Source organism: Vreelandella zhuhanensis (assembly GCF_009793355.1).
Classification (GTDB): domain Bacteria; phylum Pseudomonadota; class Gammaproteobacteria; order Pseudomonadales; family Halomonadaceae; genus Vreelandella; species Vreelandella zhuhanensis.
Window position 1 is genome coordinate 1 of record NZ_WTKP01000001.1, and the last position, 11,807, is coordinate 11,807.

Here is an 11,807-nt window from a genome sequence, read left to right on the forward strand (position 1 = left end):
TTGCCTTGATTTTCGGTGACATTGTCACCCTCATCGGCAAGCGCCCACATGAATTACCTGATCAATTGTTAAAGAGCGTCTCGTGCTGCTGCGCTGCAGCTGCTTCGAGGTGTGCGTATAATACTCGATATAAAGCCGAGGTCAACCATTACGCGAGATTTTCTCTTGTCGATGCATGAAGGCATCGATGAGACGGAACAAGACCAATCCACAAAGCGCCGAGGCATATAAGGTAGGCAGCAAGTAATCAGCCCGTGTCAGTATCCAGAAATGCGTAACGCCCAAGGCCGCCGCAACATAGATAAGCCGGTGCAACCAATGCCAGGCCCCCGGCCCCATTCGCTGCTGTACCCGTTTGAAAGACGTCAGAGCTAGCGGCAACAACAAGATCAACGCCGCTAGCCCATAGCGGACATAAGCTAAATTCATCATGTCGCGCATTATCCAAGGCCAATCCCAATACTGATCCAGCCCCATCCACGCGACCATATGCGCAAGCAACCAGAAAAAGGCCCAAAGGCCCATCTGCCGGCGCGCTATCATTATGCCCGGCCATTTGATTAGCCGAAATGCGGGGCTGAAACCGATTGTTACCATCAGCAAAGTGAGACCTGTCAAACCGGTAAAGTGAACCACGGCTTCTGGCGGATTGGCGCCTAAGCTGCCACTAAGCCACTGCCAAAGAAGCCATATCGCCGGTGCTATACCTGCACCCAATACAACAAGACGAAATGTAGTGACTGGCCACGCTCTCCTTGAAGCCATTCAGCCTCCTCGACTTATAATCACCTCAGTAGTCACGCTGTAGATCCATGTCTGCATAAAGATGAGCCACTTCTGCAGCGTATCCATTAAACATCAGGGTTTTTCGCCGCCCTGGCTCACCAATGCGTCGCTCACGCGCTTGCGACCAGCGCGGATGATCCACCTCCGGGTTCACATTGGCATAAAAACCGTACTCCTCGGGATTTCTCTCATGCCAGGAAGTAGTGGGCTTTTCTTCGACAACTTTTATTTTCACGACTGACTTGATGCTCTTGAAGCCATATTTCCATGGCACTACCAGACGAATGGGAGCACCATTTTGATTCGGCATTGCTTCACCGTACAGGCCCACTGCCAGCATGGTCAGCGGATGCATCGCTTCATCGATACGCAGCGCCTCTTGATAAGGCCAGTCGAGAATAGAGCGTCGTTGCCCACGTAGATTATCAGGATCGTAGATGGCTTCGAATACCACATACTTGGAGCGTGACGTGAGCCCATGATATTTCAATAGTTCCGCCAGCGGAAACCCGATCCAGGGAATGACCATCGACCATGCTTCGACACAACGCAAACGATAGATACGCTCTTCAAGGGGGTAACGTTTGATAACGTCTTCCAACGCCACCGTCCCTTCCTTCTCCACTTCCCCCTCGATGCTAAGCGACCAAGGTTCAGTAACAAGCTTATGAGCGTAAATTTCCGGATCACGTTTACCCGTGCCGAATTCGTAAAAATTATTGTAAGTAGTAATATCTTCAAAAGGAGTAAGCGACTCCCCTCCCGCCATTTCCTCGCGAGGCAAGTCACTTTCAAGGCGGCGCGACAAAACCGCTGACCAAGCATGTGAAGTTGGCGAAAACAGCATGCCTGGAGCAAAAGCCGCAGCTGTCCCGAGGCCAATACCTTGGCGTAGGAATTTTCGACGCTGTTCGAAGAGGGCTTTCGGTGTGACTTCAGATTCAGAAACAACTGGATAGCGGTAACGCATCATGGAACCCCCAAAAATGACAACACCCTTAACCTGAGTATTTTACTGGGTTGAACATAACTGTGAGATACCACTAAGCTTACTTCAGGCCAGATTAGAAAAACAGGATCCGACCAACGGGATCCATACAAGGGAGAATCACCATGAAATCACAACCCCGCCTTCTCAACGCGCGACTACTGTCAACACTTGCAGTGTCGGCTCTGATGGCTAGCGGTGCTGCTCTCGCTGACGATGGCCTGGAAAATTATCGAGACCGTTTCGAGGCATTGCCTTATCTGCCACCCATCCCGGCAGATAACTCCCTGACAGAGGAAAAAGTCGAGCTCGGCAAGATGATGTTCTTCGAGCCGCGAATATCTTCAAGCGGTGTCATCAGTTGCGCCACTTGCCACAACCCAGCGCTGGGTTGGTCGGATCGCATTCCCCGCGCCACCGGCCATGACGGCCAGGTAGGTGAGCGCAATACCCCCACCGTACTCAATTCGGGCTTCCTTGACGCTCAGTTCTGGGATGGCCGCGAACCTGACCTTGAAGGCCAGGCGCTAGGCCCGATTGAAGCCAGTGTTGAAATGGCCATGGATCTGGACATGGCTCTTGAGCGTTTGACTAGCTTCGACCATTACCAGCGTAAGTTTGCCGAGGCCTTCCCCGAAGATGAAGAACCTTTGAATGCTGATAATCTGGCGTACTCCCTAGCCTCCTTTCAGCGCACGCTAAATACGCCGAATTCACCTTTTGACCGTTATCTACGTGGCGACATGAACGCCCTTACCCAGCAGGAAAAAGACGGCATGGTCGCTTTTGTGGACAATGGCTGCATTGCCTGCCATCGTGGTCCCGCCCTTACCGACAGTCAGTTTCATGCCATTCAAGTACCCGGCTCCACTGATCTTGGCCGCTATCTAGTCACAGATGAAGAAAGCGATAAATACCGCTTCCGCACTCCGACGCTACGCAATGTGGCGGTTACTTACCCCTACATGAATAACGGTGCAACAGAAACACTGGAAGAAGCCGTCGCTATCATGGGGCAAGAAATGTTGGGCCGTGATTTTGAAGAACAGAGCATTGCTGATATCACTGCCTTCCTGCATACCCTCACCGGTGAAATGCCGCACTTTGAAGTTCCTGCCTTGCCGTAAACATACGTAAGAGCATCTTGCCCGCCATATGATCAAGTGTTTTACCCCCGGAAAAATCCGGGGGTAATTGCTTTAGTACCCAGCAACTTTCTTCAACTGCTTGTATAGCTGCGCTTTGCGCACCTCGCCCATGAAGGCGTTATCAATAGCATTGGCTGCCAGCTTGCAAAACACCGCTTCCTGCCATCCGAACGCCTGATGACAGGCCATAAAGTTTGCCAACATACCTCCGCCGAAATACGCTGGGTCATCGGAGTTGATTGTCACTACAAGCCCAGCGTCTAACAACTGAGGCAGTGGGTGCGCCTGCATACTTTCAACCACTTTCAACCGCACATTGGAAAGTGGGCATACGGTCAGCACTGTGCCCTGGTTACGCAATCGCTCCACTAACGCAGGGTCTTGCAAGCACTGCACGCCATGATCAATGCGGCACACGTCGAGCAAATCCAGAGCTTGATAGATATAGTCAACCGGCCCCTCCTCTCCTGCATGGGCTACCCGTGGAATACCAATTTGCTTGGCTCGACCGAATACTTCACTAAATTTTTCTGGAGGGTTGCCTTTTTCAGCACTATCCAGCCCGACGGCATCTAATATATCCCAATAGGGCTTAGCACTTTCCAGCACCTGCATTGCCTCTGCCGCGGGACGGTCACGCAAAAAGGCCATGATCAATGCACTGGAAAGCCCAAGCTCACTCTCCGCTTCTTGCCGAGCCAGGTTCAATCCTTCCAGGATAGTGGATAATCCAACGCCTCGGGAAATATGTGCCTGGGGGTCAAAGTGCATCTCGACATGAACCACGCCTTCATCACTGGCCCGGCGAAAATAATCCATAGCCAGAGCATAGAAGTCTTCAGGCTTCTGCAACACACTCATTCCCTGATAATAAATATCCAGAAATGACTGCAGGTCAGAAAAATCATAAGCGGCGTATACGTCTTCTATCGATGCATAAGAAAGCATAACGCCATTGCGTTCGGCCAGGGTAAATAACAACTCGGGTTCTAACGTTCCTTCAATATGTAAATGTAGCTCTACCTTGGGCAAACGCTTGAGGAATTCATGCATGAAATAGGCTCCTTATTTTTCTTGTTTAATTCTGGGATATTCGAGACCGCTTGCATAGTCAGGCGCCCCACTTTTAACCCCGAACTCAAGTACTTCGCTCAGGCACGGTGAGTCGACACCTCCTCTTGGCTTGGGCCAGCGGAAAGTTTCCGAACTCTCTTCCCCAGTCGGTATACCGCCGTTACTGAAAAGATACAGGCGCTATCACCACACCCAGCGACTGAGGTGAGATTAATGATATCCCTCACCCACTTTCACCTTGCCGCGAAATACCCAATACGACCAGAAGGTATAACCAAGCACGAACGGAAGAACGAACAGTACGCCGACCAACAGGAAAAGTTGAGACTCCGGTGCCGAGGCAGCATCCCATAGGGTGTAATTCGGTGGCACGATCATCGGCCACTTACTTACCACCAGTCCCAGATAAGTGAACAGGAATATCCCCAGGGTCGCCATGAAAGGCATCAACTCACGGCGACGCCGAACCGACCAGTACAGGGCAAACATGCACACTAACGTCAATGCCGGCAATATCCAGATCAAGCGGATATTGCCGAACCAGCGTTCCCAGACGCCGGGGTTCACCATAGGCGTCCAGATACTGATGATCATGAAAATTGCCGATACCGCCAGCAGTAGCGGCAAGGTCAATTTGTAAGCCCACTGCTGAATGTAGCCTTCGGATTTCAGAATCAGCCAGGTACTTCCCAGCAATGCATAGCCAATCATGATGCCGATACCCGTCAATACCGTAAACGGAGTCAGCCAATCGAAAGCGCCCCCGACAAAGACACCCTCTTGCGTCTCGAAGCCCTGTATATAAGTGCCTACCACCGCTCCCTGAGCAAAGGCCGCAATTGCCGACCCCCAGCTGAACGCCCTGTTCCACAGGCGACGATTACGGCGGTTACGACGAGACTTGAAGCGCAGCTCAAAGGCCACACCGCGAAAAACCAGCCCCGCCAGCATCAGGAATACACCGATGTAGAGCGCCGGCAGGAAAACCGAATAAACCAGAGGAAAGGCTCCCAACAACCCTGCTCCTCCCAACACCAGCCAGGTCTCGTTACCATCCCAGATGGGTGCGACAGAATTCATCATCACGTCCCGGGTATCTTCATCCGGTGCAAAAGGGAAAAGGATTCCCAAGCCCAGATCAAAACCGTCCATGAGGACATACATTAGGATGCCGAAACCGATGATAAGTGCCCATATCACTGATAGATCGAACATTTCCATGGCTTAACCCTCTCCTTTGGCAGGATTGTCATCGAAGGGTGTACTGGTTGCCGAAAAAGGCCGCTTGGGCGTTTCAAAATCGTCGACCAGCTTTTCTTCCTCCTTCGCTTGCATGCCGTACCGGATCACCCGAGTGAGATAATACGTACCGGCATAAAAAATAACGCCATAAACTGCCATATAACCCACCAGGGTAAACAGCGCCATTCCACCGGTCAGCGAAGGCGTCACCCCTTCGGCATGGGTCATCGTTTCGTAGATCAACCAGGGTGCGCGCCCCGTCTCGGTCACGACCCACCCTGCCAGCACAGCGATGAAGGGTGTGATCGACATGACTCTGAGAGTCTGCAAGAAGCGCCGTGAACGATATACTTTTCCTCCACGGCGTAGATACAGCCCTGCCAAGGCGACCCCAATCATCGCGAAGCCGATGGCGACCATGATTCGAAATGCCCAGAATGTAATCCACACCGGCGGCTGCTCTTCGGGGGGCGATTCACTGATCCCCGGCACCACGCCATCCAGCTCATGCGTAAGAATCAGGCTTGCCCCGTAGGGAATACCGACTTCAAAACGGTTCTCCTGAAGGTCACGATCCGGCAAGGCAAACAATAGCAAGGGCGCGCCTTGCATCGTCTCCCAGTTGCCCTCCATGGCCGCCAGCTTGGTGGGTTGATGCTCGAGCGTGTTGATACCGTGAAAGTCACCAATCACCGCCTGAGCCGGCGCCAATACCAGAAGGAGCCACAGACACATGGATAATGCCTTGCGATTGGCTTGCACATCACGCTCGATCAAGAGATACCAGGCGCTGACACCCGCCACCACGAAGCCACCGGTGAGGAATGACGCCATTACCATATGTGTGAGGCGAAAAGGAAAAGAGGGATTGAAAATCGCCTCCATCCAGGAGGTGACATGTACGACGCCATCGATCATCTCGAAACCAGACGGTGTGTGCATCCAGCTATTGGCCGCGAGTATCCAGAACGTCGAGATGAAGGTGCCCAGCGCCACCATGATGGCGGCGAACAGATGAACACCCTGGGACACCTTGCCGCGGCCGAACAATAAAACCCCTAAAAAAGCCGCCTCAAGGAAGAAGGCCGTTATCACCTCGTAGCTCAGCAACGGCCCAATGAAATTGGCGCTGGACTGGGAAAAATTGCTCCAGTTGGTACCGAACTGAAAGGACATGACGATGCCGGACACCACGCCCATGCCGAAGACAACCGCGAAAACCTTGGTCCAAAGGATCGCCAGACGCTCCCAAGCGGGGTTCTGCGTCTTGTAGAAAAGGGCATGAAGCAAAGCGAGGTAGGAGGCAAGCCCAATGGTGAACACAGGGAAAATAGCGTGAAAGGACACAACAAAGGCGAATTGTATTCGCGATAACAACAGCGGATCGAGCTCCATGACGTTCTCCTAAGTCCTGTGGAGGCAGCTACGACAACACAAGCTTAGATGAGCTAATCCATGTGGCAATTTTATTGTTCTTGAATATAGGATTACAATCCAAGCTTGTTAACTGAGCTTGGATTGTAAAGAGAACGCACTTCGTCTGTAAGCGTTATTGCACTGCTGATCGGTGGCGGATCGTTGCATTGCGGCTTTTAGCCAAATCTCAGGCCAATACCACCAAGCTAATCATGTATGCCGTGTAAGCGATAAACATGGCCAGCAGCATCCCACCTTCCACCCGATTGATGCGACGCTTACGGCCACGCCAAGCAAAGGCAAACAGAATCATCAATACCGTCATTCCGGTCATTACGCTCCAGTCGCGCATCAACACTTCTCGACCGGTCTCAATCGGCATTATCAGTCCGGCAAGACCCACCACTCCCAAAGTATTGAAAAGGTTCGATCCCACCACATTGCCCAACACCAAGTCATGTTCACGGCGACGCAACGCACTAATCGAAGACGCCAACTCGGGCAATGAGGTACCCACCGCAACGACGGTCAAGCCAATAATCAGATCGCTTACCCCGAAACTCAAGGCAATTTCCACCGCCCCCCATACCAAAAGGCGCGAACTGGCAATCAAGAGCACCAACCCGACCAGCGTCCAGAGCAAGGAAACCTTGAGTGACATCGGCTTGCTATCCAGGCTTTCCGCCACCTCCTGAACGAGGGGATCCTCCTCCTGCTGATATTTGGAACGCACGATACTGAAGGTAATGAAAGCAACCAGTATCACTATCAGCGTCAGCGCTTCCCAGCGTGCAATTACACCATCGAGCAGAGTTAACGCAGAAAGCAGGGTCACCACTAACAACAGCGGCATTTCCTTACGGATAACGCTTGAATGCACCGCCAATGGCGTGATCAATGCCACAGTTCCCAATACTAAACCGATATTAGCGATATTCGAACCATAGGCATTGCCTAACGCCAAGCCGGGATTACCTTGAGCGGCAGCCAAGACCGAGACCGTCATTTCCGGTGCGGAGGTCCCGAAACCGATCACTAGCATGCCGATCAGCAGGGGAGATAATCCCAGCCACCGCGACGTCGAGGCAGCACCATCAATGAAGCGTTCTGCACTCCAGATCAGCAGCACCAGACCAACAATCACCGACAGCGAAGGGAGCAGCATCGTTTTTCCTTAATAATGTATTCATTCAGGGCACTATTGCGCGAGCATCGTTGTCCATGAACGCGATCAGGTCAAGCGATGACTCGGCTAACTATTAAATTGCTGATAGATCGTTTATCGTCACCCACCGTATAGAGGCGCACCTATATTTCGCAGGAAGGCTCCCGTAGTGGAAAGACTCACGATTTGTTAATACGTCACCCTGGAAAGCTTAGATCCTTGCCTGCCATGCCGGGCGCAACACCCTTTGTGGATCGCTCTCCTCCAGAAGCACGCACCCGCCGTCGCCGGTTACGTGCCTGTCACGAATGTGACTGGGTGGTAGCGTTACCCGCGCTCAAGGGAGGGGAAAAGGCGGAATGTCCACGCTGCGACCATACCCTGGTTCGTCGCCATCATTTTCCTGCTCAACGTAGCATGGCATTATCAATTGCCGCCTTGACTGCCCTGATCCTGTCCGTAGCGTTTCCATTCGTCAGCTTTAGTGTCGGAGGCATCGGCAACCAGATTGAGCTATCGCAAACCGCCACTGCCTTGATCGGCTTTCACCAGCCCATCGTCGCCATTGCCGTCATCCTCACGATTGTCGTGCTGCCAGCGCTTTATCTAGTCGGGGTGGTCTGGCTTCAGTATGGCCTGTTACGAGAAAAAGCACTGCCCGCCAGCAGGGACATTGCCCGCTCCCTTTCCCATTTGACGCCCTGGATGATGGCGGATGTATTTATCATTGGTGCCTTGGTGAGCTTGATCAAGGTAGCCGGAATAGCCCAAATCGAATTGGGCGTGTCGTTCTGGGCGTTTTGTGCCTTCGCCATTTTGCTGTTGTTGACCACTCAGTCGCTGGATGCAGACTGGATGTGGTTTTCTCTGGAAGGTGAGCCCTTGGCGCCTGAAGGCACCATTACCGGTGAAACCGCTTTTGTCCAAGGCCTGACCGGTTGCACAACCTGCGGCTTGATCAATCGACTTTCTTCGCATGGCAAGAACTATTGCGCTCGCTGCCATGAACACTTGCATGCTCGCGTCCCTCACAGCTTGCAACGCACTTGGGCGCTGCTCGGTGCTGCTGCGGTGATGTACATCCCAGCGAACCTTTACCCCATCATGACCACCACCAGCCTGGGGGATTCAACCCCTTCCACCATTATCGGCGGCGTGGTCGAATTATTGCAGATGGGTTCCTGGCCGGTGGCGGCGGTCATCTTCATCGCCAGTGTTATTGTTCCTGTAAGCAAACTCGTGGCCCTGGTCTGGTTGTGCCTGGTGGTAAAGCGCAGTAATGAGCTCAATGCAGCTGCGCGCACGCGACTTTATCGTGTTACCGAATTTATCGGCCGCTGGTCCATGGTGGATGTGTTCGTCGTGGCAATATTAGTGGCATTGATTCGTGCCGGCTCATTGATGTCGATCACGCCGGGGCCGGCTGCGCTGGCATTCGGTGCTGTGGTGGCCCTTACCATGCTCGCCGCCATGTCCTTCGACCCGCGCTTGATCTGGGATTCTCCTTTACCGCGCCAAGAGCGTCTTTTTTCAGGCCCCAAGGAAAACATTGATGGCTGAAGCCTCCTCCTCCGCTACCGATGAAAGCAGCTTGCATCGTGCCAAGCTGTCGCCTCAAACGCGGCTTTCACCGATCTGGATTGTACCTTTGGTGGCCCTGATCATCGGCCTGTGGCTGGTTTATGATAATTACACCAGCCGGGGCACGCTGATCACCTTGACCATGGACAGTGCCGAAGGCATCGAAGCCGGCAGCACCTTGATACGCAGCCGCAACGTGGAGGTAGGACGTGTCCAGGAAGTCAGGTTATCCGACGATCTTTCGCATGCCGTGATTACCGCCCGTATCAGCCCCTCAGCGGAAGCCATGCTGCGTGAGGATAGCCGTTTCTGGGTCGTCAAGCCACGCATCGGCAGGGAAGGAATCAGTGGGTTGGGCACGGTGCTCTCGGGTGCCTATATCCAACTGGAGCCTGGCACCTCGGATGAGCCTCAACGCGAGTTTGAAGTCAGCGAGTCGGCGCCTGTGGCACCGGCTGGCGCCAGTGGGATGCGTTTCAACCTCATCAGCCAAGTCGGGAACTCCTTACGCGTAGGCGACCCGGTTTCCTATCAGGGCTTTACGGTGGGGCGGGTAGAAGAAGTCAACTTCAACGCCGGAAGCCGGATGATGAATCATCAGATTTTCATTGAAGAACCCTATACCACTCTGGTCACCGAAAGCACCCGTTTCTGGTCGGCAAGCGGCGTGGATATACGTCTGGATGCCGATGGGTTCAGGGTCAGTGTAGAATCCCTCGAAGCGTTATTGGGCGGAGGCGTCACCTTTGGTGTTCCGGAAGACTTGCCCATGGGCGAAATGGTCGAGCCCGATACCACCTTCAGCCTTTATGCCGACGAAGACAGTGCCCGCCAAGGGACCTTTAACCGCTATCTGGAATACGTTCTGCTGGTCGACGAGACCGTACGCGGACTATCTCGTGGGGCGCCGGTGGAATTCCGAGGTGTCAGGGTAGGTACCGTGGCGGCGGTGCCCTGGAAATTTACCGCGCCCCAGCCGGACTCTCGGGCACGTTTCGCGATTCCCGTGCTTATCCGCATAGAGCCACAGCGTCTCGGAATTGAAAATGCCGCCATCGATCTCGACGAATGGGATGCACGCTTCAAGCGTCTGTTCAATCTGGGCTTGCGGGCGTCACTGAAAAGCGGCAACTTACTGACAGGTGCGCTGTTCGTCGACCTGAATTTCCAGCGTGAGCTGGCCGACGAATACGTCGAAGAGGAATTTGCCGACCGCTCCGTATTCCCCACCGAGGCGGGTGGCTTTGCACAAATACAATCGCAGATCACCACCTTGCTGGAAAAGCTCAACGACCTTGAAGTCGAACCCTTATTGGCTGGGCTGGACCGTAACCTTCAAGCTTCCGAAACCATGCTCGAAGAAATGCAAAACGTTGCCGGCTCGCTGAACAGCCTGCTCGACAACCCGGAAACCCGAGCGGTCGGCGGCAATCTCAATGCCACCCTGGAGGAATTGCGCAGCACGATGCAGGGCCTCTCACCGACTTCGCCAGCCTATCAGGAACTTACTAACGCCATTGGACGACTTGACCGGCTGATGCGCGACCTTCAACCCTTGACTCGAACGCTGAACGAGAACCCGCGCGCCCTGCTGTTCGATAACCTGGACACCCAGGACCCCGTGCCGCGAGCACCGCGCCCTTGAATCGAGATACCCAGTTACCCGGAGCCAATTCATGTTTTATCGATTGATTTACCTGAGTGCCTTGCTTGTCTCGATGCTTGGATTGGCGGCATGCGCTTCCAGCATCACCCCGCCTTCACGCTATATGTTGCCGGGAGACGATGTTGCCCAACCCAGCCAAACACCGGAATATACGTTGTTGCTTCGTACCCCGCGTCTGGCTCACTATCTGGATGTCGAGGGTATCGTCATGCAGCTTGACGACATCACGCTGCATGAAGCCCGAGAACATCAATGGGCGGAAAGCCTGGGTCGACAACTCGAACGCGGCATGCGGGCGCGCCTGACCCAACAGCTGCCTTCCACCCAGGTACTCAGGGAAGAAGCTTCCCATTCACAAGCATTGACACTGCGCTTGGAAGTCGACAGTTTTCAAGGCCGCCAAGATGGCTATGCCGTGGTCAGCGGCCAATGGCAACTGCGTGACCCCCAAGGCCAGCTGCTTCGCCTGGACAGTTTCGATACCCGAACCGAGTTGCAAAGCGATGGATACCCCGCCTTGGTACGCGCCTTGGCGGTAAGCTGGGACAAGGCCGCCGAGCAGATTGCCCAGGCCATCCGCCAGGTACAAACCAAGTCGTAAGCCATCGCCCAAGCAGTGTCGAGAATGTGTTTACCCTCGCGGCGTGCCCGGTTATCTGGCATTATCCCCCACCGCGATGTGGATTCATCTTACTATCGCTCTTTGAACTGAACACCTCTGACCGGTGCGCTATCCGCTGC

Annotated in this window: 10 protein-coding genes; 4 read left to right on the forward strand and 6 right to left on the reverse strand. The window is 53.8% G+C overall.

The annotated features are described in order from the left end of the window. Positions 1–141: 141 nt before the first annotated feature. Entirely contained in the window at positions 142–765 is a 624-nt protein-coding gene (msrQ, locus tag GPM19_RS00005) for a protein-methionine-sulfoxide reductase heme-binding subunit MsrQ (protein ID WP_160416852.1), read from the reverse strand. A 25-nt stretch (positions 766–790) separates the two neighbouring features. Next, on the reverse strand, positions 791–1,759 hold the full coding sequence (gene msrP / locus GPM19_RS00010; RefSeq protein ID WP_160416853.1) for a protein-methionine-sulfoxide reductase catalytic subunit MsrP: 969 nt from the start codon (positions 1,757–1,759) through the stop codon (positions 791–793). 203 nt (positions 1,760–1,962) lie between these two features. Here msrP and GPM19_RS00015 point away from each other — a divergent pair, with 203 nt between their 5' ends. After that, entirely contained in the window at positions 1,963–2,901 is a 939-nt protein-coding gene (locus GPM19_RS00015; protein ID WP_202114634.1) for a cytochrome-c peroxidase, read from the forward strand. 72 nt (positions 2,902–2,973) lie between these two features. On the opposite strand, the gene GPM19_RS00020 is transcribed toward GPM19_RS00015, so the two are convergent. From GPM19_RS00020 to GPM19_RS00035, 4 genes are all read right to left on the reverse strand, one after another. Further along, entirely contained in the window at positions 2,974–3,975 is a 1,002-nt protein-coding gene (locus GPM19_RS00020; RefSeq protein ID WP_160416855.1) for an adenosine deaminase, read from the reverse strand. Positions 3,976–4,206: 231 nt separating this feature from the next. Then, positions 4,207–5,217 (reverse strand): cytochrome d ubiquinol oxidase subunit II, encoded by a 1,011-nt coding sequence (gene cydB, locus GPM19_RS00025; RefSeq protein ID WP_160416856.1) that lies wholly within the window; start codon positions 5,215–5,217, stop codon positions 4,207–4,209. A 3-nt stretch (positions 5,218–5,220) separates the two neighbouring features. Next, positions 5,221–6,633 (reverse strand): cytochrome ubiquinol oxidase subunit I, encoded by a 1,413-nt coding sequence (locus tag GPM19_RS00030; protein ID WP_160416857.1) that lies wholly within the window; start codon positions 6,631–6,633, stop codon positions 5,221–5,223. A gap of 208 nt (positions 6,634–6,841) precedes the next feature. Then, complete coding sequence (locus GPM19_RS00035) at positions 6,842–7,819, reverse strand: calcium/sodium antiporter (protein ID WP_160416858.1); 978 nt, start codon at positions 7,817–7,819, stop codon at positions 6,842–6,844. Between the two features lie 228 nt (positions 7,820–8,047). Between GPM19_RS00035 and GPM19_RS00040 the strand changes: the two genes are divergently transcribed. From GPM19_RS00040 to GPM19_RS00050, 3 genes are read left to right on the forward strand one after another with little or no spacing between them, the layout of a single operon-like run. Then, positions 8,048–9,379 (forward strand): paraquat-inducible protein A, encoded by a 1,332-nt coding sequence (locus GPM19_RS00040; protein WP_160417235.1) that lies wholly within the window; start codon positions 8,048–8,050, stop codon positions 9,377–9,379. Then, positions 9,372–11,045: an intermembrane transport protein PqiB gene (gene pqiB, locus GPM19_RS00045; protein WP_160416859.1), complete on the forward strand. Its 1,674-nt coding sequence runs from the start codon at positions 9,372–9,374 to the stop codon at positions 11,043–11,045. Before GPM19_RS00040 ends, pqiB begins: the two co-directional genes overlap by 8 nt. A 31-nt stretch (positions 11,046–11,076) precedes the next feature. Further along, positions 11,077–11,667 (forward strand): PqiC family protein, encoded by a 591-nt coding sequence (locus GPM19_RS00050; RefSeq protein WP_160416860.1) that lies wholly within the window; start codon positions 11,077–11,079, stop codon positions 11,665–11,667. The last annotated feature ends 140 nt before the right edge of the window (positions 11,668–11,807 follow it).

What these genes read in the sequence shown, in the direction of transcription:
- GPM19_RS00050 (WP_160416860.1), top strand. Translation starts at nt 11,077, where the DNA reads ATGTTTTATCGATTGATTTACCTGAGTGCCTTGCTTGTCTCGATGCTT.
- GPM19_RS00020 (WP_160416855.1), bottom strand. Translation starts at nt 3,975, where the DNA reads ATGCATGAATTCCTCAAGCGTTTGCCCAAGGTAGAGCTACATTTACAT.
- GPM19_RS00030 (WP_160416857.1), bottom strand. Translation starts at nt 6,633, where the DNA reads ATGGAGCTCGATCCGCTGTTGTTATCGCGAATACAATTCGCCTTTGTT.
- GPM19_RS00015 (WP_202114634.1), top strand. Translation starts at nt 1,963, where the DNA reads ATGGCTAGCGGTGCTGCTCTCGCTGACGATGGCCTGGAAAATTATCGA.
- GPM19_RS00035 (WP_160416858.1), bottom strand. Translation starts at nt 7,819, where the DNA reads ATGCTGCTCCCTTCGCTGTCGGTGATTGTTGGTCTGGTGCTGCTGATC.
- msrQ (WP_160416852.1), bottom strand. Translation starts at nt 765, where the DNA reads ATGGCTTCAAGGAGAGCGTGGCCAGTCACTACATTTCGTCTTGTTGTA.
- GPM19_RS00040 (WP_160417235.1), top strand. Translation starts at nt 8,048, where the DNA reads ATGCCGGGCGCAACACCCTTTGTGGATCGCTCTCCTCCAGAAGCACGC.
- cydB (WP_160416856.1), bottom strand. Translation starts at nt 5,217, where the DNA reads ATGGAAATGTTCGATCTATCAGTGATATGGGCACTTATCATCGGTTTC.
- pqiB (WP_160416859.1), top strand. Translation starts at nt 9,372, where the DNA reads ATGGCTGAAGCCTCCTCCTCCGCTACCGATGAAAGCAGCTTGCATCGT.
- msrP (WP_160416853.1), bottom strand. Translation starts at nt 1,759, where the DNA reads ATGATGCGTTACCGCTATCCAGTTGTTTCTGAATCTGAAGTCACACCG.